This window comes from Halomonas sp. M4R1S46, from assembly GCF_025725685.1.
GTDB lineage: Bacteria > Pseudomonadota > Gammaproteobacteria > Pseudomonadales > Halomonadaceae > Halomonas.
This window is the reverse complement of record NZ_CP107008.1, coordinates 1,325,556-1,348,944: the sequence shown is the minus strand read 5'-3', so window position 1 is coordinate 1,348,944 and position 23,389 is coordinate 1,325,556. Positions and strand designations below refer to the sequence as shown.

The window sequence follows — 23,389 nt, the reverse complement described above, 5'->3', positions numbered from 1 at the left end:
GCGAGGCCCGGGCCTAGCCGGTGTTGCGCAGGCCGGCGGCGATCCCCGCCATGGTCACCATCAGGGCCCGGGAGAGATCGGCGCTGATCGCCCCGTCGGCGTCCCGGTTACGCTGCAGGAGCTCGGCCTGGAGGCCGTGCAGGGGATCGATGTAGGGGTTGCGTACCTCCACCGCCTGGCGGATCAGCGGCGTGCTCTCGAGAAGCTCCCCCTGGTCGAGGATCTGCAGCACCCCCTCATGGAGTCGAGCGAAGCGCTCCCTCAGCCGGGCCCCCAGGGCCTCGAGGGCCGGCTCGTCCACCAGGCGGTTCTCGTAGTAGGTGGCGATGCCCACGTCGGCCTTGGCCAGCAGCATCTCCAGCATGTCCAGGTAGGTGCCGAAGAAGGGCCAGTGGTTGCGCATCTCGCGCAGCACCTCGAGACCGCCCTCCTCTTCCAGCCGCGTGGCGAAGGCCTCGCCACTGCCCAGCCAGGCCGGCAGCATCAGGCGGGTCTGGGTCCAGGCGAAGATCCAGGGGATGGCGCGCAGGGTCTCCACGCCACCGTCCTGGCGCCGCTTGGCCGGCCGCGACCCCAGGGGCAACCGCCCCAGGGCGCCTTCCGGGGTCACCGAGCGGAAATAGGGCACGAAATCGGGATCCTCGCGCACCACCCCGACATAGGCCCGATGGGCGATCTCGGCCAGCCGATCCATCTCCTCGCGCCAGGCCGGCTCGGGAGTCGGCGGCGGCAGCAGCGAGGCCTCGAGTACCGCACAGGTATAGATCTCCATGGAGCGCAGGGCGATGTCGGGCTGACCGAACTTGAAGCGGATCATCTCCCCCTGCTCGGTCACCCGCAGGCTGCCGTTCACCGAGCCCGGCGGCTGGGAGAGGATGGCCGCGTGGGCGGGCCCCCCGCCACGGCCCACGGTGCCCCCGCGGCCGTGGAAGAGCGTCAGGTCGGCGCCATGCTGGCGGCACACCTCGACCAGCGCCTCCTGGGCCCGGTACTGGGCCCAGGCCGCGGCCAGCTGGCCGGCGTCCTTGGCGGAGTCCGAGTAGCCGATCATCACCTCCTGGCGGTCGCCGGCCAGGGCGCGATAGCCGGGCAGGGCCAGCAGGCGGTCGATGACGTCGCCGGCACGGTTGAGGTCGTCGAGGGTCTCGAACAGCGGTGCGATGGGCAGGGTGACGTTGCCGCCGACCTCCTTCATCAGCAGCGCCACGGCCAGCACGTCGGAGGGCTGGGCGGCCATCGAGATGATGTAGGTGCCGAGCGCCTCGGCGTGCTCGGAGGCGATGACCCGGAAGGTATCCAGGACCTCGCGGGTCTCCGCCGAGCACTCCCAGCGACGCGGGATCAGGGGACGCCGCGAGTCCAGTTCGGCGAGCAGGAAGGCCTGGCGCTGCTCCTCGCTCCAGTCGCGATAGTGGCCGAGGCCGAGACTCTCGGTGAGCTCCTCCAGGGCCTGCTCGTGACGGCTGGCCTCCTGGCGCAGGTCGAGCTTGGTCAGGGTGACGCCGAACACCGCCACCCGACGCAGGGTGTCGAGCAGCACCCCATTGGCGATGGTGTCGAGGCCCACGTCGCACAGCGAGCGGTAGCAGGCCAGCAGCGGGGCATAGAGCTGGTCGCGGGTCTCGATGATCGGACCGCCATCGTGGTTCCTGCCGTCGAGCTGGGCCTTGGCCCAGTCCCGGGTGGCCTCGACCTTGGCGAGCAGCCGCTTGAGCAGCTCCCGGTAGGGCTCGGCGACATCCCCGACCTCGGCCTTCAGGGCGCTGTTGGCCTTCCACATCGACAGTTCGATCTTGAGCTGCTCGAGATCCCGCTGGTAGAGATCCGCCGCCATCCAGCGGCCCAGCAGCAGCACTTCCCGGGTCACCTTGGCGGTGACATTGGGGTTGCCGTCACGGTCCCCGCCCATCCAGGAGGCGAAGCGCAGCGGGGCGGCATCCAGCGGCAGCCGCTCGCCGGCCGTCTCCAGCAGCAGGTTGTCCAGGTCGCGGTGGAAGTCGGGCACCGCCTGCCACAGGGAGTTCTCGATCACCGCGAAGCCCCACTTGGCCTCGTCCACCGGGGTCGGGCGCTCGTGGCGGATCTCGTCGGTGTGCCAGGCCTGGCTGATCAGTTCCTCGAGGCGCCCCTGGGCGCGGGCGCCGCGCTCGGGGTAGTCGGTGGAAGACTCGATGGCGGTCAGGCAGTCATCGATGGCGTCGTACTTCTGGATCAGGGTGCGGCGGATGACCTCGGTGGGATGCGCGGTCAGCACCAGCTCGACCCGCATGTTGGCCAGGGTCTCGACCAGCTTGCGCGGCGAATGGCCCTCGCCCTGGGCGCGCGTCAGCAACTCCCCGAGCACCGGCTGGGCCCCGGGCTTGTAGTCCTCGACCCGGCGGAAGCGAGCCCGGTAGTGCTGCTCGGCGATATTGGCCAAGTTGAGGAACTGGTTGAAGGCCCGGGTCACCGGCAGCAGGTCGCTGTCGGGCAGACCGCGCAGGTAGTCGATCAGCTGGCGGCGACTGTCGGCCTCGCCCTGGCGACCCTGCTTGGCCAGCCCGCGGATGGTCTCGATGCGGTCGACGAAGCCCTCGCCCAGGTCATCGGCGATGGTGCGCCCCAGGCTGTCGCCCAGAATGCGGACGTTGTCGCGTAGCGACTCGTGCAGGTCGTGACTCATTTCCGGGATTCTCCTTCCGAGCGTGTAGTGGACGTGGCTTCCCGACGCTTGGCCGCCTGCCAGTGCTGCTCCATGCGCGCGAGTCCGGCCTCGGCGAGGGACGTGCCCTCCCCGGCCAGGGCGGCTTCCACCTGCCGGAAGCGACGTTCGAACTTGCCGTTGGTGGCGCGCAGGCAGCGCTCGGGATCGGCCTCGAGGGTGCGGGCCAGGTTGACGGTGGCGAACAACAGGTCACCGACCTCCTCCGCGGCATGCTCCCGCTCCCCCGCGGCCAGCGCCGCCTCGACCTCGTCGAGTTCCTCGCGCAGCTTGGCGATGACGCCGCGGGTGTCCGGCCAGTCGAAGCCCTCCCGGGCGGCCCGCTTGGACAGCTTGGCGGCGCGGGACAGGGCCGGCAGGGTGCGCGGGACATCATCCAGTACCGAGGCGGCATCGCTGGCTCGGGCGTCGCGCTCCTCGGCCTTGAGCGCCTCCCAACGGGAATGGACCTGGCGGGTTTCCACCTCGGCGGCGCTCACCCCCTCGCGTCGCGAGGCCAGGGTGCCGTCGGGAAAGACATGGGGATGGCGGTGCAGCATCTTGGCGGTGAGGGTGTGCACCACGTCATGGAAGTCGAAGCGCTGCTCCTCGGCGGCGAACTGGCTGTAGTAGACCACCTGGAAGAGCAGGTCGCCGAGCTCGCCGGGCAGCTCCTCGAAGGCCCGCCGCTCGATGGCATCCGCCACCTCGTAGGCCTCCTCAAGGGTGTGGGGAACGATGGTGTCCCAGTCCTGCCTGACGTCCCAGGGACACCCCCGCTCGGGGTCGCGCAGCACCGCCATCAGGGTCAGCAGGTCGTCGAGGCCATAGCGTCGCTCACTCATGCACGCTTGCTCCCGCGTTTCTTCTTGCCCTTGGCGCCGGCCCGCAGGCGACGCACCTCGATGACGTTGGGGAGCTGCTGGATGCGCGAGAACAGGCGCCCCAGGGTTTCCAGGCCATCCACTTCCAGGGTGATCGCCATGCGGGCGATGCCGTCGTCGGTGTCGGTCAGGGTGTTCACCGACAGCACGTTGACCTTCTCGTGGCTGAGCACGCCGGTGACATCGCGCAGCAGGCCCGAGCGGTCCCAGGCCTGGATCTCGATATCCACCGGGTACTGGGTGCGGGCCCGCTCCCCCCACTCCACCTCGATCACCCGCTGGGGCTCGTCGAGGCGCAGCTGCAGGATGTTGGGGCAGTCCTCGCGATGCACGGTGACCCCGCGGCCCTGGGTGATGAAGCCGACGATGGCCTCGCCGGGCACCGGGTGGCAACAGTTGGCCATGCTGGTCTTGAGGTTGCCGACCCCGAGCACGGTGATGTCACCGCTGCGGCCCTTGTCGGCGGACTTGCGCGGCTTGGCCAGCAGCTTGTCGAGCTGCTCCTGGTCGTCGGATTCGCCGAACAGCTGCTGGGCCTGGTGCAGCACCTGGCCGATGCGCAGGTCGCCGGCCCCGAGCGCCGCGTACATGTCGTCGGGGCCGGTGTAGTTGACCTTGTTGGCGAGCCGGGTGAGATCCATGTCCTCGACGTCGAGGCGCTTCATCTCGCGCTCGAACAGGGCCCGCCCCTCCTCGAGGTTGCGGTCCCGGGCCTGGTGCTTGAACCAGGCCTGGATCTTGGCCCGGGCTCGCGAGGTGCAGACGTAGCCGAGGTTCGGGTTGAGCCAGTCGCGGCTCGGCCCGCCCTTGCTGGCGGTGAGGATCTCCACCTGCTGCCCGGTCTTGAGCCGATAGGTCAGCGGCACGATGCGCCCGTTGACCTTGGCACCCCGGCAGCGGTGGCCCACCTCGGTGTGCACCCGGTAGGCGAAGTCGATGGGCGTGGCCACCCGCGGCAGGTCGATGACGTGACCGTCCGGGGTGAACACGTAGATGCGGTCGGGGGCCACGTCGCTGGACAGCCCCTCGCGGATGTTGCCGAAGTCGCCGACCTCTTCCTGCCATTCCAGTACCTGACGCAGCCAGGCGATCTTCTCCTCGTAGCTGGCGCTGCGAGCACTGGTGTCGTGGCCCTTGTAGCGCCAGTGGGCGCAGACCCCGAGCTCGGCCTCCTCGTGCATGGCGAAGGTGCGGATCTGGATCTCCAGCACCTTGCTCTCCGGGCCGAAGACCGCGGTGTGCAGCGACTGGTAGCCGTTCTTCTTGGGGTTGGCGATGTAGTCGTCGAACTCGTTGGGCACGTGATGCCAGCGCGAGTGCACGATGCCGAGCACCGTGTAGCAGTCGCTGACCTCGGGGACCAGGATCCGCACCGCCCGGATGTCGTGGACCTGGGAGAAGTCGATGCGCTTGCGCTTCATCTTCCGCCAGATCGAGTAGATATGCTTGGCCCGGCCGTCCACCTGGTAGCGACGGATGCCCTGGGCGTCCATCAGTGACTTCAGGGTCTCCACCACGTCGTGGATGTAGCGGTCGCGGTCGAGGCGCTTCTCGGCCAGCTGGCGGGCGATGGCCTTGTAGTCGTCCTCGTGGAGATAGCGGAAGGACAGGTCCTCCAGCTCCCACTTGAGATGGCCGATGCCCAGCCGGTGGGCCAGCGGGGCGTAGATGTCGAACACCTCGCGGGCCACCTGGAGGCGCTTCTCGCGGGGGGCGTCGCGGACCTGGCGCAGCGCGCAGGTCCGCTCGGCGATCTTGATCAGGGCCACCCGCACGTCGTCGATCATGTTGACCAGCATCTTGCGCAGGTTGTCCTGCTGGTCGTGCTGGATCAGGCCCTGACTCGGCGTCTGGGAGGTGCTGATGGCGGCCATCTGCAGCACCCCGTCGATCAGGCCGGCGACCTCGGCGCCGAAGCGTTTGCCGACCTCCTCCAGGTCGATCAGCCCCTCGCGCACCGCGCGATACAGCACGGCGGCCTCGAGGGCCGGCTGGTCGAGGCGCAGCTCGCCGAGAATGTCCGCCATCTCCAGGCCCATGCGAAAGCTCGAGCCGTCCTTGAGCCAGGCCTTGTGGGGCCGTTCGGATTCCCGTTCCAGGCGCTGGGCCAGCTCGCAGGCGGTGCGCATCTCGTCCGCGGCGGGCAGCTTGACGTCTTCCTGCAGGCGCTCGACCCACTGCGCGATATCGACCCGGCCATCCTCGGCCAACGGCTGGTCTTCCCGCACTTTAACCATCGGTTGACGCTCCTTGGCGCGGCTGCCCGGCATGGGGACTCTCGAGCAGCAGCATGGATTCCAGGTGGGCGGTATGGGCGAACATGTCGGCCACCGCCCACCGGCTGACGACATAGCCGGCCCGCACGAGATGCGCCGCATCCCGGGCCAGGGTGGCCGGATCGCAGGAGACGTAGAGCACCCGAGGCGCCGGATGCCGTGCCAGCAGGCGGCAGGCCATCTCGGCCCCGTCCCGGGGCGGATCGAGGACGACCGTGCCGGGCGCCGGATCCTCCAGCAACGGCAGGCAGGCGGCGGCATCGTTGAGGTCCGCCTGGCGCGCCTCCACCGCGAGGCCGTTGCGCCGGGCGTTGTCGGCCAGGCGCTCGACCATGGCCGGGCTGCCTTCCACGGCCCGCACCCGCGCCCCCTGCGCGGCCAGCGGCAGGCTGAAGTTGCCCACCCCGGCGAACAGGTCCAGCACCCGCTCCCCGGCGGCGAGGGGCGCCAGCCAGGCCAGGGCGGCGGCCACCATGCGCTGGTTGACGGCCTCGTTGGCCTGCAGGAAGTCCCCCGGTGAGAACGACAGGGTGACCTCTTGCGAGGCGACCCGCAAGCGACTGGCGAGCGTCGGGCGCGGGGTCAGCCACTCGAAGACCGGCGCCTCGCGCCCGACCCAGCGCGCCAGGTGCAGGCCGCGCGCCTCGGCGAAGGCTCGCCAGCGGGCGGTATCGGCGGCGTGGTCGCGCAGCTGGCGCACCACCAGGGTCACGCCGGCATCGCTGGCCGACAGCTCCAGGTGCCCCACCTGGCGCGGGGCCTCCAGTCCCTCGACGAGCCGGCGAAGCGGTCCCGGCAGGACCGACAGCGACGGCACCAGCACCGGGCAGCTCTCGACATCCACCAGCCGATGGCTGTGCCGGGCCCGGAAGCCCAGATGCACGCCGCCGTCGGCATCGACCTTGACGCCGAGACGGGCGCGACGCCGATAGCCCTCCCCGGCCCCGGCCAGCAGCTCGGGCTCCCCCGCCGGGGTGATGCCCTGCCGCGCCAGCAGCTCGCGCAGCACCGCCTGCTTGTGGCGCCGCTGGCCGTCGATGCTCAGGTGCTGGAGGTCACAGCCGCCGCATCGGGCGAAATGGGCGCAGGGCGGCGTGACCCGCTCCGGCGAGGCCTCGACCAGGGTCCGCACATGGGCCTCGTCGTAGCGCTGGCGGGTGCGGTGCACCGCGACCTCGACCCGCTCGCCGGGCAGTGCGCCCTCGACGAAGACGGTCTTGCCGGCCGCGTTCCGCGCCACGCCGCGGCCGTCATGGGCGAGGCCCTGGATGGTCAGGACCGTCTCCTCGTCGCTCGCCGGGGGGGACGCGGGGGCCTCGCGGCGCCGTTCCTGGAGGCCGGACACGCCGGAGCGTGGCCGCGGGGGCCGTCGCTTGCCGAGAGCCGCCACCTCAGGACTCCGGGGCGAACAGGCCGGTGGACAGGTAACGGTCACCCCGGTCGCAGACGATGAAGACGATCACCGCGTTCTCGACCTCCTCGGCCACGCGCAGGGCGCCCGCCAGGGCACCGCCGGACGAGACCCCGGCGAGGATGCCCTCCTCCCGGGCCAGGCGCCGCATGTGGCCCTCGGCCTCCTCCTGGCCGATATCCAGCACCCGGTCGACCCGGGCCGGCTCGAAGATACGCGGCAGGTAGGCCTCGGGCCAGCGGCGGATCCCGGCGATACTGGCACCGTCCTCGGGCTGCAGGCCGATGATCTGCACCGCGGGATCGCGCTCCTTGAGGTAACGGGAGACCCCCATGATGGTCCCGGTGGTGCCCATCGAGCTGATGAAGTGGGTGATGGTGCCGCCCGTCTGCTCCCACAGCTCGGGCCCCGTGCCCCGGTAATGGGCCAGGGGGTTGTCGGGGTTGGCGAACTGGTCGAGCGGCTTGCCCTCGCCGCGCGCGATCATGGTCTCGGCCAGGTCCCGCGCCGCCTCCATGCCGCCCTCCTTGCTGACGCCGATGAGCTCCGCACCATAGGCGGCCATGGCCTGCTTGCGTTCGTCGGAGGCGCTCTCGGGCATGATCAGCACCAGGCGATAGCCCTTGATGGCGGCCGCCATGGCCAGGGCGATGCCGGTGTTGCCGGACGTGGCCTCGATGAGGGTGTCGCCCGGGGCGATGGTACCGCGGCGCTCGGCCTCCTGGAGCATGGACAGCGCCGGGCGGTCCTTCACCGAGCCGGCCGGGTTGTGGCCTTCGAGCTTGGCCAGCAGGGTGTTGTTGCGCCCGGCGGAGATGCGCTTGAGGCGAACCAGCGGCGTATGGCCGATGGTTTCCTCCAGGGTGGGGAAATGCATGCAACCTTCCTAGTGGAAACGTCTTTTCGCCATTATATCCTTGGCCGACCGCACTGGACAGGCATGCCCCCCGGCTGTGGCATACTGGCCCCGACGCCGCCACCCGACGAGCTTCGCCGATGTCACTGAAGACCCGCCTGATGCTGGCCACCCTCGCCCTGCCGCTGATCCTGCTGACCCTGGCGGCGGCCGTGGTGACGGAGCTGGAGGACCGCCGCCATCGCCAGTTGATGCGCGATCACCTGACCCGGGCGGCGGAGCTGCTGGCTCCGACCCTGGGCGAGGCCCTGGCCGACGGTGATCGACAGGCCCTCGCGGCCACGGCCGGCCGGCTGCTCGACCTCGAGGAGGTGCGCGCCCTCGGCGTGCAGGGCACCGACGGGGCACTGCGCCTGGAACTCGGGCGTCTGCGCCTCCTCGACGCCGCGCCAGGGGCCACGGAGGGTCCCCGACTGGCCACCCGGGGGCGACAGTGGCTGCTGGCCGTTCCGCTGCCGGGAACGCCCGGGGCCCGGCTGCTGCTGGACATCGACGCCTCCGCCCTCCCGCTGGCCTACTATCGCCAGCTCGCGACCGGCGGCCTGGTGCTGCTGATGGCCGGCCTGCTGCTGTTCCTGGTCGCCCATTCCACCACCCGCCGGGTGACCCAGCCCCTCGACGAGGCCAGCCAGACCCTCGAGCAGTTGATGGCCGGCCACGCCCCGCCCCCCCTGTCGGCCCCGTCCGACGCCGAGATGGCCCGGCTGGCCCGACGCCTCAACGAGCTCAACGCGCACCTGGCCTCGGCCCGGGACGACCTCCAGATCCAGATCGAACAGGCCACCGGCGAGTTGCAGGAATCCATGGAGACCATCGAGGTCCAGAACATCGAGCTGGACCTGGCCCACCGCGAAGCCCTGGAGGCCAACCGCGCCAAGTCGGAGTTCCTGGCCAACATGAGCCACGAGATCCGCACGCCCCTCAACGGCATCATCGGCTTCTGCCGCCTGTTGCACCGCACGGAGCTGGCGCCTCGCCAGCGCGAGTGGCTCGACCATGTCCAGCGGGCCTGCGACAACCTGCTGATGCTGGTCAACGACGTGCTCGACTTCTCGAAGATCGAGGCCGGCTGCCTCGAGCTCGAGCACACGGCCCTGGACATGGTGGCCCTGGTCGACGAGGTCCTCGTCCTGCAGGCGCCCCAGGCCCAGCAGAAGGGCCTCCAATTGCTCGGCCTGGTCTACGATGACGTCCCCGAGGCCCTCAGCGGCGACCCCCTGCGCATCCGCCAGGTGCTGACCAACCTGGTGAGCAATGCCGTCAAGTTCACCGACGCGGGCGAGGTCATCGTCCGGGTGATGGTGGAGCAGCAGGCGCCCGGTCACACCCTGCTGCGCGTGCTGGTCACCGACACCGGCATCGGCCTGTCCGAGGAGGCCCAGCATCGACTGTTCCGGGCCTTCCACCAGGCCGACGCCAGCCATCAGCGGGAGTTCGGCGGCACCGGACTGGGCCTGACCATCAGCCGCCAGCTGGTCGAGCAGATGGGTGGCGAGATCAGCGTCGACAGCACGCCCGGGGAAGGCTCGACCTTCGCCTTCACCCTGCCCCTGACCTGCCAGGCCGAGACGGAGCGTCCCCCGGAGCTGCACCTCGACGATACCCTGATCGTCCTCGATGAGCCCCACCTGCCCACCCGGCGCGCCCTGCAGCACCTGATGACCCGCTGGGGCGCCCGGGTCAGCGGCCTGACGGGACGCCCCGCGGCTGGCCCGGCGCTGGCCGTGATCGGCCTGGCCGCCGCAGACCTCGCCCCCGCGGGCCTGGCGGGCTGGCAGCAACGGCTCGACGCCCTGGGCTGCCCGGCCCTGCTGCTGGTCAATGCCAGCCCGCCCGACCTGCCCGACCTGCCGCTTCCCCATGGCGGGGAGGTCCTCAGCAAGCCGTTGTCGCGCAAGGGGCTGGCCGCCACGGTGAGACGCACCCTCGGCAGCGCCCGGCGAGAAGGCGCCGCCCTTCGCCCCGCCCGACCGCCGAGCCCCCTGCGCCAGCTGCTGGTGGTCGACGACACCGAGTCCAACCGGCTGCTGCTCAAGGAGCTCGTCCAGGGCCCGACCCTCGAGGTGACCCTCGCCGCCAGCGGCGAGGAGGCCCTCGCCATGGCCCAGAAGACGCCCTTCGATGTGGTGCTGATGGACATCCGCATGCAGGGCATGGATGGGGTCGAGACCACCCGGGCCCTGCGTGCCCTGGGTGGCCGCTGGCGGGGGCTGCCGATCATCGCCGTCACGGCCCATATCCAGAACGATCAGCGCCGCCAGCTGCTCGAGAGCGGACTGGACGGTGTCCTGGAGAAACCCCTGGACGTCACCGAACTGTCGGGCCTGCTGCGCCACCATCTGGGCATGGGGCTGGCCATGGAGGGGGCGCCACCCGCCGACGAGCCGATTGGCAATGACGCGGAACTGGCGGAGGTGGACCTGGCCCTCGGCACCCGGCTGGCCGGTGGACGCGAGGCGCAGGCGCGCCAGTTGCTGGACCAGCTGATCGCCTCCCTGGACGACAGCGAGGCCGCCATCCGCCGGGCCAGCGGGCGGGGCGACGGGGAAGCGCTGCTCGATGCCCTGCATGCGCTCAACGGTGCCTGCCGCTATTGCGGAGTCCCCCGCCTGGGGCTGCTGGCGGAGACCCTGGAGACCCGCCTGCGTTCCCGGGGCCTCGACGCGGTCACCGCGCTACTGCCGGATCTGTACGCCGCCATGGCGGGCCTGAGAACCTGGCAGGCGGCTCAGCCCTCCAGCACCACGAAGGCCACGGCGAACGCTTCCTCGTCCGACAGCGAGAGATGAAGGGCCTTGACGCCGGCCGCTTCGGCCAGGTCATGGGCCTGGCCGGACAGCAGCAGGGAGGGACGCCCCATGGCATCGTTGACCACCTGGATCTCGGTCCAGCGCATGCCCCGTCGCAGGCCGGTACCCAGCGCCTTGACGAAGGCCTCCTTGGCGGCGAACCGCTTGGCCAGGTAGGCCACCGGCCGACCCCGCGCCTGGAACAGGGTCAGCTCGTCGTCGCCGAGCAAGCGCTGGGCGAAGCGCTCGCCATGGCGCACCACGGCACGCTCGAAGCGTGCCACCCTGGCGATGTCGGTCCCCACCCCGATGATCATCGGCAGCAATCACCCTCGTCGTCGTGTGCGTGATCATGCTCGTCGAGCGCCGCCAGCAGGCCCGCCTCCTGGCCGGCGATCGCCAGGCGCTTCATCTCGGCCACGGCCTCCTTGAGGCCGACGAACAGCGCCCTGGCGATGATCGCGTGGCCGATGTTGAGCTCGTGCAGCCCGGGAATCGCGGCGATGGCCTCGACATTATGATAGTGCAGGCCATGGCCCGCATTGACGGTCAGGCCCAGCTCTCCGGCCATCTCCGCGGCGGCCACCAGGCGCGCATGCTCCCGGGCGGCCTGCCGTCCGCTCGCCTCGGCATAGGCCCCGGTATGCAGCTCGATCACCGGCGCACCGGCCCGGGCCGCCGCCTCGACCTGGGCAGGCTCGGGGTCGATGAACAGCGAGACCTCACAGCCCGCCTCGGCCAGCCGGCGGCAAGCCGAGGCCACGGCCTCGAAGCCACCGGCCACGTCCAGGCCTCCCTCGGTGGTCAGCTCCTCGCGTTTCTCGGGCACCAGGCACACATGGGCCGGGCGAAGCTCCTCGGCGAGCGCCAGCATCGCCTCGGTGACCGCCATCTCGAGGTTCATGCGGGTGTTCAGCACCTCGGCCAGCAGGCGCACGTCGCGTTCCTGGATATGCCGACGGTCCTCGCGCAGGTGCACGGTGATGCCGTCGGCGCCGGCCTCCTCGGCCAGCAGGGCGGCCTGGACGGGATCGGGATAGCGGGTGCCGCGGGCCTGGCGCAGGGTGGCGATATGGTCGATGTTGACGCCGAGCAGGATGCGGGGGGGATGCATGGGTTCTCCTTAAGCTGGAAGCTGGAAGCTGGAAGCTGGAAGCTGGAAGCTGGAAGCTGGAAGCTGGAAGCTGGAAGCTGGAAGCTGGAAGCTGGAAAACAGCATGTTACCACCCACCTGTGCCGCAAGCCTTTCTTCAAGCTTCCAGGCGCGACGCGCCGCTCTTCAAGCTTGGGGGGCCCGCCGCCGCGCGGCAAGTTGGTGCATCCATTCGCGCGAACGCAGGGGGCGGCTGCCCAGCAGCGGCGCCATGGCCGCCCGGGTGACGGCCTTGGCCGGACCGGCGAGGCCCGGGGTCCGCCAATCCCCCGCGGCGAGCAGCTTGAGGGTGCGGCCGTCGATGCCGCGCTCGCCGGGTACGAAGGCCCGGGAGGCCGGCTCGAAGACATAGCGACCCTGGGGATCCAGGGCCTGCCCCTCGGGGCCGCAGAAGCGCGGCTCGGCATCCAGCGCCTCGAGCAGCGAAAGCTCCAGGCGACGCAGCACACCGGCCCGGGCCGCGGGGCGTGGCAGGGCCTCGAGGGTCGCGGTATAGAAGGCGAAGACCTCGGTCACCGGCAGCTCCACCGGCAACAGCCGAGTGAGCAGCTCGTTGGCGTAGAGGCCGCAGAGCAGGCCCTCGCCGGCCAGCATCTCCGCCGGACCACGGGATTCGATCAGGCTCAGGCGCTTGAGCTCGCCGCTCCCGCTCCAGGTGACATGCAGGGGGGCGAAGGGCTGCAGCGCGGCCCGCGCCCGGCTCCTGGGACGCTGCACGCCACGCGCCACGGCCCTCACCCGGCCGTGATCCAGGGTCAGCAGCTCGACCAGGGCACTGGTCTCGCGGTAGGGCCGCTTGTGCAGCAGATAGGCCGGCTGGGGCGTCATGGGATGAAGCTCGAGGTGCGAGGTGCGAGGACATCAAGAGTGGGGGTAAGGTGTGAGGGCCTCCTTCACGCCTCACTCCAGGCGCCTCACTCCTCGCCTCCATCAATCCAGGTCGTAGCCCAGGCTCTTGAGGGCCCGCTCGTCGTCGGACCAGCCGCGCTTGACCTTGACCCAGAGGTTGAGCATGACCTTGGCGCCGAGCGCCCGCTCCATGTCGAGCCGCGCCTCGCGGCCGATCTTCTTGATCCGCTCGCCGCTGTCGCCGATCAGGATCTTCTTCTGGCCCTGGCGCTCGACCATGATCAGGGCGCTGATGTGGATCACCCGGCCCTCGTCGCGAAACTCCTCGATCTCGACGGTCATCTGGTAGGGCAGCTCGTCGCCGAGCTGGCGCATGACCTTCTCGCGCACCAGCTCGGCGGCCAGGAAGCGCTGGCTCTTGTCGGTGACCTGGTCCTCGGGAAAGTAGTGAACACTCTCCGGCAGGTGCTTGGCGACCTCGGCCTCGAGCTCCGGCACGTTGGTACCGTGCTTGGCGGCGATCGGCACGATGGCGGCGAAGTCACGCCGGGCGCCCAGCGACTCCAGCCAGGGCAGCAGTTCCGCCTTGTCCTGGAGGCGATCGACCTTGTTGACCGCCAGGATCACCGGCGCCTCGACGTTGGCCAGTCGCTCCAGCACCACCTGGTCCTCGGGGGTCCAGCGGGTACGGTCGATGATGAAGACCGCGCAGTCCACGTCACGCAGCGCCTGGGTGGCGGCCTGGTTCATGAAGCGATTGATGGCCTTGTTGCGGTCCTTCTCGAGGATGTGGATCCCCGGGGTATCGACATAGATGAACTGGCTGTCGCCCTCGGTCTTGATGCCCATCACCTGGTGGCGCGTGGTCTGCGGCCGCCGGGAGGTGATGGAGATCTTCTGGCCGAGGATACGGTTCATCAGCGTCGACTTGCCGACGTTGGGGCGACCGACGATGGCCACGAAGCCACAGGTCTGGGTCATGAGCGGGCTCCCTGGGATTCGAGCCGCGCCAGCGCCTGCTGGGCGGCCTGCTGCTCGGCATGTCGGCGACTGGCGCCGATGCCGAGGGTATGCTCCTCGAGCATCTCGACATGGCACTCGACGGTGAAGGTCTGGGCATGGGCCTCCCCCTCCACCGAGACCACCTCGTAGCGCGGCAGTGCCACCTGGCGCGACTGCAGGAACTCCTGCAGGCGCGTCTTGGGGTCCTTCTGGGTATCCTGCAGGTTGATGGCCTCCAGGCGCTCGGCGTACCAGGCCAGCACTCGGGACCGGGCGGTATCCATGCCGGCGTCCAGGTAGATGGCGCCGATCACCGCCTCGACCGCATCGGCGAGGATCGAGTCGCGGCGATGGCCGCCGCTCTTCATCTCGCCCGAGCCCAGGCGCAGGCACTCGCCGAAGGCCATCTCCCGGGCCAGCTCGGCCAGGGTCTGCCCCTTGACCAGGCGGGCGCGCAGGCGCGACAGCTGGCCCTCCCGGGCCTGGGGGAAACGCTGGAAGAGGTCCTCGGCGATGACGAAGTTGACGATGGAGTCACCGAGGAACTCGAGGCGCTCGTTGTTGCGGCCGCCGTAACTGCGGTGGGTCATGGCCAGCTCGAGCAGCTCGGGCTGCGCGAAGTCATGGCCGATGCGGCGGCTGAATAGTGTCAGGGAATTGCTCACGAAGCTCCTGCTATGTCATGACAGACACTGCCGTTCCTGGCAGTCATTGGATACGACGCACGCTGGTGAAGCTCGGCAGTCCACCATCCCAGTGCATCCAGACGGCGAAGGCCTTGCCCACGATGTTCTCCTCCGGCACGAAGCCCCAGTAGCGGCTGTCGTTGGAGTGGTCGCGGTTGTCGCCCATGGTGAAGTAATGCCCCTCGGGCACCACCAGCTCCCGCATCTGCGGGCCGGGGTCGCGAGGGTTAGTGTAGATAGCGTGGGCGACCTCGCCCAGTTGCTCTTCCAGCAGCAGTTCGTCGGGCTCGGCCGACGGGCCCGCCTCGACCAGGCGCTTGGGTACCGGCTCGCCGTTGACATAGAGCTGCTTGTCCGCGTAGCGGATACGGTCACCGGGCAGCCCGATCACCCGCTTGATGAAGTTCACCGACGGCTCGCTGGGGAAGCGGAACACCATCACGTCGCCACGCTCGGGCTCACCCAGCTCGACGACCTTGTGGTTGACCACCGGCAGGCGCAGCCCGTAGGCGAACTTGTTGACCAGGATGAAGTCGCCCACTTGCAGGGTCGGACGCATCGAGCCGGAGGGAATCTGGAAGGGCTCCACCACGAAGCTGCGCAGCACCAGCACCACCAGCAGCACCGGGAAGAAGGAGCGCGCATAGTCCACCGGCCAGGGGTCCTTGAGGGCCTTCTCCCGGGCCACCGGATCGAGCCCCTCGGTGGTGCCCACCTCGGTGTTGGCCAGCAGCCGGGCCCGCCGGGCGGGGCGCCACCAGACGAGATCCAGCAGCCAGACCGCCCCGGTGACGCCGACCGCCACCACCAAGAGGAGTGCAAAATCCATTGTCGTCGTCCTTCCCTAATCGTTCACCTTGAGCACGGCGAGGAAGGCATCCTGGGGAATCTCCACCCGGCCGACCTGCTTCATGCGCTTCTTGCCCGCCTTCTGCTTCTCCAGCAGCTTCTTCTTGCGGGTCATGTCACCGCCGTAACACTTGGCGGTGACGTTCTTGCGCAGCGCCTTGACGGTGGAACGGGCCACCACCTGGCCGCCGATCGCCGCCTGGATGGCCACGTCGAACATCTGCCGCGGGATCAGCTCCTTCATCTTCTCGACCAGCAAGCGGCCGCGGGAGTGGGCATGGTCGCGGTGGATGATCACGGCCAGGGCATCGACCCGGTCGCCGTTGATCAGCACGTCGAGCCGGACCAGCCTGGCCGCCTCGAAGCGCTCGAAGTTGTATTCCAGGGAGGCATAGCCCTTGGAGATCGACTTCAGGCGGTCGAAGAAGTCCATCACCACCTCGCTCATGGGCAGCTCGTAGGTGAGCTGGATCTGGCTGCCCAGGAACAGCATGTCGAGCTGGGTCCCGCGGCGCTGCTCGCACTCGGCGATGACGTTGCCGACGAAGTCCTGGGGCACCAGGATGCTGGCGCGCACCACCGGCTCGCGCATCTCCTCCACATCGGCCATGTCCGGCAGCTTGGAGGGATTGGAGACGTAGCGCAGCTCGCCATCCTTCATCAGCAGCTCGTAGACCACCGTGGGGGCCGTGGTCAGCAGGTCCAGGTCGTACTCGCGCTCGAGGCGTTCCTGGACGATCTCCATGTGCAGGGTGCCGAGGAAACCGACCCGGAAGCCGAAGCCCAGGGCGTCGGAGTTCTCGGGCTCGTAGTCCAGGGAGGCGTCGTTGAGCGCCAGCTTCTCGAGGGCGTCGCGGAAATCCTCGTAGTCGTCGGCGCTGACCGGGAACATGCCCGCGTAGACCTGGGGCTTGACCTTCTGGAAGCCCGGCAGCCGCTTGACGTCCGGGGTCTTGGCATGGGTGATGGTGTCGCCCACCGGCGCGCCGTGGATGTCCTTGATGCCGGCCACCACGAAGCCCACCTCGCCGGCGCGCAGGATATCGGTCTGGCGGCGCTGCGGGGTGAAGATGCCCACCTCGTTGGCCTGCCAGTCGCGGCCGGTGGAGGTGATGCGAATCTTGTCGCCCTTCTTGAGGGTGCCGTCGAAGATCCGCACCAGCGAGACCACGCCCAGGTAGTTGTCGAACCAGGAGTCGATGATCAGCGCCTGGAGCGGCGCCTCGCGGTCGCCCTTGGGCGGCGGGATGTCGCGCACCAGGCGCTCGAGCAGCGCATCGATGCCCAGGCCGCTCTTGGCCGAGACCTGGCAGGCATCGGTGGCGTCCAGGCCGATGATCTCCTCGACCTCGTGGGCCACCTTGTCGGGGTCCGCCTGGGGCAGGTCCATCTTGTTGAGCACCGGCAGCACCTCGAGGCCCTGCTCGATGGCGGTGTAGCAGTTGGCCACCGACTGGGCCTCGACGCCCTGAGCGGCGTCCACCACCAGCAGGGCCCCCTCGCAGGCATACAGCGAGCGGGAGACCTCGTAGGAGAAGTCGACGTGCCCCGGGGTGTCGATGAAGTTGAGCTGATAGACGTTGCCGTCCTGCGCGTGGTAATCCAGCGTCACCGACTGGGCCTTGATGGTGATGCCGCGCTCGCGCTCGAGGTCCATGGAGTCGAGGACCTGCTCCTTCAGTTCGCGCTCGGTGAGGCCGCCACAGGTCTGGATCAGGCGATCGGCCAGGGTCGACTTGCCGTGATCGATGTGGGCGATGATCGAGAAGTTCCGTATCCCGTTGATTACTTTACGGTTGTCGCTTTCTGCCATGCGGGGTAATCCGTTTCATGATCGCGCCGGAGACCCGTGATCGATGGACTGTCCGGACCGGGGCGTCGTGTGAGATGGCGGCATTGTAGCGAGATGCGCCGGCCAGATACAGCGACCCGACGGCCGGAACCGTCGGGTCGCGGATCACGGCGCTTCCGACGAGGGCCTCAGTCGGAGGCGAGCCGCAGCGCCACATAGTAGGAGCGGCCATCGCGATAGAGCCGTACCGGCACCACGCTGCCCTCCGGGAACTCGGCGACCAGCTCGCCGAGCTGGGCCGGGCTCTCCACCGCCCGCTGGCCGATGCTGACCAGGATATCGCCGGGGCGGATCCCCGCGGAGGCGGCGATGCCGTCGGGGGCGAGCTCGGTGACCCGCACGCCGTGCTCGAGCCCCAGCTTGCGACGCTCGTCCTCCTCCAGCGACTGGACGACGACCCCCAGCCGCGCCGGCGCGGCATTGTCGCCGTTGCCGCCGGCCAGGGCGGGCGTATCGGGCCAGGCCCCCACGTCCAGGCGGATCGTCCGGCGCTCGCCGTCGCGCAGCACGCCGAGCTCCACCTCGCCACCCGGCGGCACGTGGCCGATCAGCCGCGGCAGGGTACTGGAGCGATCCACGTCCTCACCGTTGACCGCGAGGATGATGTCGCCGGCCTGCAGGCCGCCCTCGGCCGCCGGCCCCTCGGGATCGAGATCGGCGATCAGCGCCCCGCGGGGGTTGTCCATGCCGAAGGATTCCGCCAGTTCCCGGGACACCGGCTGGATCATCACGCCGAGCCAGCCGCGGCTGACCGAGCCGTCGGCACGCAGCTGGTCCGCGACGTCCATGGCCACGTTGATGGGAATCGCGAACGACAGCCCCATGAAGCCGCCGCTGCGGGTGAAGATCTGGGAATTGATGCCGACCACCTCACCATCCAGGTTGAACAGCGGACCGCCGGAGTTGCCCGGGTTGATGGCCACGTCGGTCTGGATGAAGGGCACGTAGACATCCCGCGGCAGAGTGCGGTTGATGGCGCTGACGATGCCGGCGGTCACCGAGTGGTCGAAGCCGAAGGGCGAGCCGATGGCCGCCACCCATTCGCCGACCTCGAGCCGGTCGGAATCCCCCAGGGCCAGGGTCGGCAGGTCGTCGGCATCGACCTTGAGCACCGCCACGTCGGTCTTCTCGTCGGCTCCCACCAGCTCGGCCTCGAGCTCGCGACGGTCGTTGAGGCGCACCAGGATCTGGTCGGCTCCGTCGACCACATGGGCGTTGGTCATGATGTAGCCGTCCTCGTCGATGATGAAGCCCGAGCCCAGCGACTGGCGCTCCTCGCTGCGCCCCCCGCCTCCCGGGGGCATCGGCATGCGATCACCGAAGAAGTGGCGGAAGATCTCGGGGATCTCCTGGCCACCGAACTCGCCGAAGGGCGAGCCGGGCCGCTCGACCACCCGGGACGTGGAGATGTTGACCACCCCGGGCGCCGCGTCCTTGACCAGCCCGGTGAAGTCCGGCAGTTCGCGGGCCAGGGCGGACTGGCTGGCGAGGACCGCCAGGGTCAGGAGCATCCACAGGGAAAACTGTCGCGTCATGCGTGTCATGAAAGACTCCTGTGACTTGGGAATGATGAGAGGTGATGCTTTCTTGTTATCGCGCTAACGGTCAAGGGTTCAGCCCGAGGATCGACTGACCGCGAGCAGTCGCGGCCGGTAGCGTCGGGCATGATGCTGAAGGTGCCGGCGAAGCAGGCCGCCGCCGGCGACCAGCCCGCCGGCGAAGGCGAGCGCCACCAGGGGTTCGGACAGGGCCAGGTGGTCGGCGAGCAGGGCGCCGGCGAGCGCCAGGCCGAGCGGCAGGCCGTAGGTCCAGAGGCTGGCCCGGGCCACGGCATGGGCCGGCAGTCCGAGGGACACGACATCGCCGACGGCCAGCGGCTGCCCCGCCTGGATGGCCACCCGCAAGGGACGCGACGCCTGCCAGCGGGCCATGGCACGGGTACCGCACCCCTGGCGGGCCTGGCAGGCGCCACAGGCCGACTGGCGACTGACCTCGACCCAGGCGCCCCCCGCGAAGGGCTCGACGACGCGGCCCTGCTCGACGAGCAGCGCGGCATGGTCGGCGGCGGAGGCGATCATTGGGCCTCCGCCGTGGCCGAGACGCCCTCGACGGCGTCGGCCCGCCATTCCACGGCCTCGACCACCCGGCGCAGCACTCGCGGCGGCAGCTCGCCCATGGCCACCACCTGGCGGGGCTGCCCGCCCAGCTCGCGATGCAGCACCGCCGCATGGGAAACGCCCAGGCGATGCACGCCGGGGATCAGCAGGTCCTGGCCCTCGAGGGGCTCGACGAAGACACTGAGCGTGGCCAGGCCGTCACCATAGACACGATGACTGACCCCCGGGGGTCGCGTGCCGTGGGTCTTCACCGGCTGAGCCACGAAGCCTTCCGGCAGCCAGCCCGGGCGCCAGCGCTCCTCGCCAGGCGCCTGCCCGGGCGCGAGGCCGACCCGGCCGTCGTGGAGCCGGGGGTCGCGAAGCTCGGTGACCTGGAAGGTTTCCACCACCCGCCCCTGCTCGTCGAGCAGCATCTGCTTGAGCGGAAGGGCGGTGCGGGCATCCAGCCAGAGGCGATGGCCATAGCGCATCTCGTCCAGCGGCTCGATCTCGAGGCGCAGGGTCCGGCGACCGGCGATGCGATCCTCCCCGGAGAGCTGCAGGCGATAGAGGCCGTCGAGATGTCGGGCGATGGCGGCCGGCGAGGCCAGGGACGGGCCGGCGGCCATGCCATGCAGCCGGGCGATGCGCCCCTGCCGCTCGAAGACCACCGGCGGCCCGTCGAGGAAGCGGGCGACCTCGCGCTCGACGCCGTCGCGAATCTCGTGGGACAGCGCCAGGGTGCGCACGCCATCCACCCCGATGCGTACCGCACGGGCCTGGAAGACATAGCAATGGCCGGCCCACAGGCTGCGTTCGAACCAGGCCCTGGCCGACTCGGGATCGGGCTCGTCGGCCAGGGTGGTGCAATCGAACTGCTCGTCGCTCGGCGCCAGCGAGGCGTCATCGGCCGCGGCGACCGATGTCACCACGGCGCCGGCCAGCACCAGCGCCATCAGGTGGCGAGACCGTCTCCGCCAGACCCCCATCAACGCTGACCCAGCGGCTCGCTTCCGGAGGCCCGCAGCAACGGCATCCAGACATCCCCGCCACTGGCGGCGGCGCCTTCGGCGTGGCGGTCGAGATAGGACTGCAGCAACAGCGCCTGCTGGCGGTCCATGCGCAGGGACTGGCGCTGGGTCGGCGACATGAACATCGGTGTCCCGTTCCCGGCGCCCACGGTCATCAGGCCCTGCTGACTGCCGGCGGGCTGGGCGGGCTGAGACTGGAACATCGGCAGGTCGACCAGCGACGGCGCCTGGACGCTCGAGCCGGTCGCCTGGCCGGCACCGTCAGCGGTGGTCGCCACGGGCGCGGTGCCGGTTGGCGTCCCCAGCGGCGAGGCGCCGTTGTAGAACTGCACCCCGGTGATCACCATCAGCGAGACCGCCGCGGCGATACCGGCGCTGCGCATCAGCGGCAGGGAACGGCGGGTCGCGGGTGCCTCCCCTGCGGCCATCGGGGCCGGCTCGTCCTGCAGCCGGGCCATCACGCCCGCGGACAGGTCGGTGGCCACATCGACCTCCGTCTCGCGACGCAGCAGGGATCTCATCAGATGGTAGCGACGCCAGGCTTCCGCCGCATCGGGCTCGTCGTCCAGCGACTTCAGCAGGCGTCGCAACTCGAGCTCGTCACCTTCGTTGTCCATTAGCGCAGAAAGCGATTCCCGTGCGTTCTGACTCATTCTTCACACCCTCACACTCGTCAAGACTCGTCCGCCTTGCATCCATTGGAAGCCCGGTATCCCGACCTCGATGCCCACCCTCTCGGCGACGTCGGCACGCTGTCGGCTCGCGACTGGCGAGCCGGTCACCGCATATGACGTCAGCGGCGTCCGACAGTTCAGCCAATCGACAAAAACGATGAAAATTCGGTTCATTCGGTCAGCGCTTCCTGGTTGCGCGACGTGGTCACCAGGGGGCGAATATGCTGATCCACCGCCTCCCGGGCGCGGAAGATGCGCGAGCGCACCGTGCCCACCGGGCAGTCCATGATGTTGGCGATGTCCTCGTAGGAGAGCCCATCGAGTTCGCGCAGGGTGATGGCCGTCCGCAGGTCGTCGGGAAGGGCCTCGATGGCCGCGAAGACGGCCTCCTGCAGCTGGTCGCGGGCGATGGCGGCCTCGGGGGACTCGATGTCGGCCAGCCGGCCGCTGTGGTCGACGATCTCGGCATCGACGATATCCAGGTCGCTGCCCGGCGGGCGGCGCCCCTTGGACACCAGGTGGTTCTTGGCGGTGTTGATGGCGATGCGGTACATCCAGGTATAGAAGGCGCTCTCGGCGCGGAACTTGCCCAGCGCCCGATAGGCCTTGATGAACGCCTCCTGGGCCACGTCCTGCACCTCGGCGTGATCGTGCACGTAGCGGCCGATCAGGCCGATGATCTTGTGCTGGTACTTCTTGACCAGCAGGTCGAAGGCGCGGGTATCCCCTTGCTGGGCGCGCTCGACGAGTTGCTGGTCGGTCTCCCGAGTGCCCATTCAACGCCTCCCCGCGGCGCGAGCTGGACGCGACGCCCCGGTGGAACGTCGCGATGAGACTGGTGTCGCTTCCATATGTATCAACCTAGACCCTGGGGTGAGCGTGCGCCGATGTCGGCAGGTGCCCAAGTGTTCCTGTTTCTCGGGCAGGCATCAAGCGGCTGGATGGCCTGGGCGCGCCCTCACAGGCGTGCCTCGGGCACACGCCGTCAACGCCGGCGCTGTGACAAGCGTGACCGCCCGGGGGTTCCGTCTGCGATTGAATTTGCCAGGCACGCGGGCGATAGTAGACGTCTCACGCCGACTCAGCGCTGACACGACACAGGTAGCAAAGCAAAATGTCCGAGCATCAGGTCAACAACCTCAACGTCCTCTCCGAGGACGTCCTCGTCACCCCGGCGGCCCTCAAGCGGGAGATTCCCCTCTCCGACGAGGCCGAGCGGACGGTGATCGAGGGGCGCAACACCATCCAGGCCATTCTCGACGGTCGCGACCCCCGCCTGCTGATGGTGGTCGGCCCCTGCTCGATCCACGACGTGGACGCCGCCCTGGACTATGCCCGCAAGCTGCGGCGCCTGGCGGATGAGGTGAAGGATAGCCTGTATATCGTGATGCGGGTCTATTTCGAGAAGCCGCGCACCACGGTGGGCTGGAAGGGCCTGATCAACGATCCCCACCTGAACGGCTCCTTCGAGATCGAGGAAGGCCTGCACATCGCTCGCCACCTGCTCGTCGAGCTGACCGAGATGGGCCTGCCGCTCGCCACCGAGGCGCTGGACCCGATCTCGCCGCAATACCTGCAGGACTGCATCAGCTGGTCGGCCATCGGCGCCCGGACCACCGAGTCCCAGACCCACCGCGAGATGGCCTCCGGCCTGTCCTGCCCGGTGGGCTTCAAGAACGGCACCGACGGCAGCCTCGACGTGGCCGTCAACGCCCTACAGTCGGTGGCCCATCCGCACAACTTCCTGGGCATCGACCAGGCCGGCAAGGTGGCGATCATCCGCACCCGCGGCAACGCCTATGGCCACGTGGTGCTGCGCGGCGGCAACGGCAAGCCGAACTACGACAGCGTCAGCGTGGCGCTCGCCGAGCAGGAGCTGAACAAGGCCGGCGTCACCCCGAACATCATGATCGACTGCTCGCATGCCAACTCCAACAAGGACCCCGGCCTGCAGCCGCTGGTGCTGGAGAACGTCAGCAACCAGATCCTCGAGGGCAACCACTCGATCATCGGGCTGATGGTCGAGTCCAACCTCGGCTGGGGCAACCAGAAGATCCCCGAGGATCACAGCCAGCTGGTCTACGGCGTCTCCGTCACCGACGCCTGCATCGACTGGGACACCACCGAGACCGCCTTCAAGGCCATGAACGAGAAGCTCGCCCCGGTGCTGGCCAAGCGCCGCCAGGCCGCCTGAGCCCCACCTCGATTCATGACGCGACACGGGCCCGCCGATCGGCGGGC

Annotated in this window: 19 protein-coding genes; 2 read left to right on the top strand and 17 right to left on the bottom strand. The window is 69.5% G+C overall.

Annotated elements, in window-relative coordinates; genetic code table 11:
- Positions 1–13: 13 nt before the first annotated feature.
- The 5 genes from ppc to cysM are packed head-to-tail and all read right to left on the bottom strand — an operon-like array spanning position 14 to position 8,128.
- Positions 14–2,662, bottom strand: a complete 2,649-nt coding sequence (gene ppc, locus OCT48_RS06395) for a phosphoenolpyruvate carboxylase (RefSeq protein WP_263591871.1) — start codon at positions 2,660–2,662, stop codon at positions 14–16.
- Positions 2,659–3,525: a nucleoside triphosphate pyrophosphohydrolase gene (mazG, locus tag OCT48_RS06390; RefSeq protein WP_263591870.1), complete on the bottom strand. Its 867-nt coding sequence runs from the start codon at positions 3,523–3,525 to the stop codon at positions 2,659–2,661. The genes ppc and mazG overlap by 4 nt, the downstream gene beginning before the upstream one ends.
- On the bottom strand, positions 3,522–5,801 hold the full coding sequence (gene relA / locus OCT48_RS06385; protein ID WP_263591869.1) for a GTP diphosphokinase: 2,280 nt from the start codon (positions 5,799–5,801) through the stop codon (positions 3,522–3,524). Before relA ends, mazG begins: the two co-directional genes overlap by 4 nt.
- Positions 5,794–7,230: a TRAM domain-containing protein gene (locus OCT48_RS06380; protein WP_263591868.1), complete on the bottom strand. Its 1,437-nt coding sequence runs from the start codon at positions 7,228–7,230 to the stop codon at positions 5,794–5,796. The genes relA and OCT48_RS06380 overlap by 8 nt, the downstream gene beginning before the upstream one ends.
- A gap of 1 nt (position 7,231) precedes the next feature.
- Positions 7,232–8,128 carry a cysteine synthase CysM gene (cysM, locus tag OCT48_RS06375; protein ID WP_263591867.1) on the bottom strand — a complete coding sequence of 299 codons (897 nt, stop codon included), beginning with the start codon at positions 8,126–8,128 and terminating at the stop codon, positions 7,232–7,234.
- 119 nt (positions 8,129–8,247) lie between these two features.
- On the opposite strand from cysM, the gene OCT48_RS06370 reads away from it, so the two are divergent.
- Entirely contained in the window at positions 8,248–10,956 is a 2,709-nt protein-coding gene (locus OCT48_RS06370) for an ATP-binding protein (RefSeq protein WP_263591866.1), read from the top strand.
- Here the strand turns inward: OCT48_RS06370 and acpS are convergent.
- The 12 genes from acpS to rpoE form a co-directional block, all read right to left on the bottom strand.
- On the bottom strand, positions 10,896–11,273 hold the full coding sequence (gene acpS / locus OCT48_RS06365) for a holo-ACP synthase (protein ID WP_263592586.1): 378 nt from the start codon (positions 11,271–11,273) through the stop codon (positions 10,896–10,898). The genes OCT48_RS06370 and acpS overlap by 61 nt on opposite strands.
- Complete coding sequence (pdxJ, locus tag OCT48_RS06360) at positions 11,270–12,070, bottom strand: pyridoxine 5'-phosphate synthase (protein WP_263591865.1); 801 nt, start codon at positions 12,068–12,070, stop codon at positions 11,270–11,272. Before pdxJ ends, acpS begins: the two co-directional genes overlap by 4 nt.
- A gap of 165 nt (positions 12,071–12,235) precedes the next feature.
- Positions 12,236–12,937: a DNA repair protein RecO gene (recO, locus tag OCT48_RS06355; RefSeq protein WP_263591864.1), complete on the bottom strand. Its 702-nt coding sequence runs from the start codon at positions 12,935–12,937 to the stop codon at positions 12,236–12,238.
- A 102-nt stretch (positions 12,938–13,039) separates the two neighbouring features.
- Positions 13,040–13,939 (bottom strand): GTPase Era, encoded by a 900-nt coding sequence (era, locus tag OCT48_RS06350; protein WP_263591863.1) that lies wholly within the window; start codon positions 13,937–13,939, stop codon positions 13,040–13,042.
- On the bottom strand, positions 13,936–14,625 hold the full coding sequence (gene rnc / locus OCT48_RS06345) for a ribonuclease III (protein ID WP_263591862.1): 690 nt from the start codon (positions 14,623–14,625) through the stop codon (positions 13,936–13,938). The genes era and rnc overlap by 4 nt, the downstream gene beginning before the upstream one ends.
- 43 nt (positions 14,626–14,668) lie before the next feature.
- Complete coding sequence (gene lepB / locus OCT48_RS06340; RefSeq protein ID WP_263591861.1) at positions 14,669–15,475, bottom strand: signal peptidase I; 807 nt, start codon at positions 15,473–15,475, stop codon at positions 14,669–14,671.
- 15 nt (positions 15,476–15,490) lie between these two features.
- Positions 15,491–17,308: a translation elongation factor 4 gene (lepA, locus tag OCT48_RS06335; RefSeq protein WP_263591860.1), complete on the bottom strand. Its 1,818-nt coding sequence runs from the start codon at positions 17,306–17,308 to the stop codon at positions 15,491–15,493.
- A gap of 167 nt (positions 17,309–17,475) precedes the next feature.
- Positions 17,476–18,891 (bottom strand): DegQ family serine endoprotease, encoded by a 1,416-nt coding sequence (locus OCT48_RS06330; RefSeq protein ID WP_263591859.1) that lies wholly within the window; start codon positions 18,889–18,891, stop codon positions 17,476–17,478.
- A gap of 69 nt (positions 18,892–18,960) precedes the next feature.
- Positions 18,961–19,425, bottom strand: a complete 465-nt coding sequence (locus OCT48_RS06325; protein WP_263591858.1) for a SoxR reducing system RseC family protein — start codon at positions 19,423–19,425, stop codon at positions 18,961–18,963.
- Complete coding sequence (locus OCT48_RS06320) at positions 19,422–20,399, bottom strand: MucB/RseB C-terminal domain-containing protein (protein ID WP_263591857.1); 978 nt, start codon at positions 20,397–20,399, stop codon at positions 19,422–19,424. Before OCT48_RS06320 ends, OCT48_RS06325 begins: the two co-directional genes overlap by 4 nt.
- Positions 20,400–20,431: 32 nt before the next feature.
- A complete protein-coding gene (locus OCT48_RS06315; protein ID WP_263591856.1) occupies positions 20,432–21,127 on the bottom strand; it encodes a sigma-E factor negative regulatory protein in 696 nt (231 codons plus the stop codon).
- 191 nt (positions 21,128–21,318) lie between these two features.
- Positions 21,319–21,924 (bottom strand): RNA polymerase sigma factor RpoE, encoded by a 606-nt coding sequence (rpoE, locus tag OCT48_RS06310; RefSeq protein ID WP_263591855.1) that lies wholly within the window; start codon positions 21,922–21,924, stop codon positions 21,319–21,321.
- Positions 21,925–22,262: 338 nt separating this feature from the next.
- Here rpoE and OCT48_RS06305 point away from each other — a divergent pair, with 338 nt between their 5' ends.
- Positions 22,263–23,342 carry a 3-deoxy-7-phosphoheptulonate synthase gene (locus OCT48_RS06305; protein WP_263591854.1) on the top strand — a complete coding sequence of 360 codons (1,080 nt, stop codon included), beginning with the start codon at positions 22,263–22,265 and terminating at the stop codon, positions 23,340–23,342.
- Positions 23,343–23,389 lie beyond the last annotated feature (47 nt).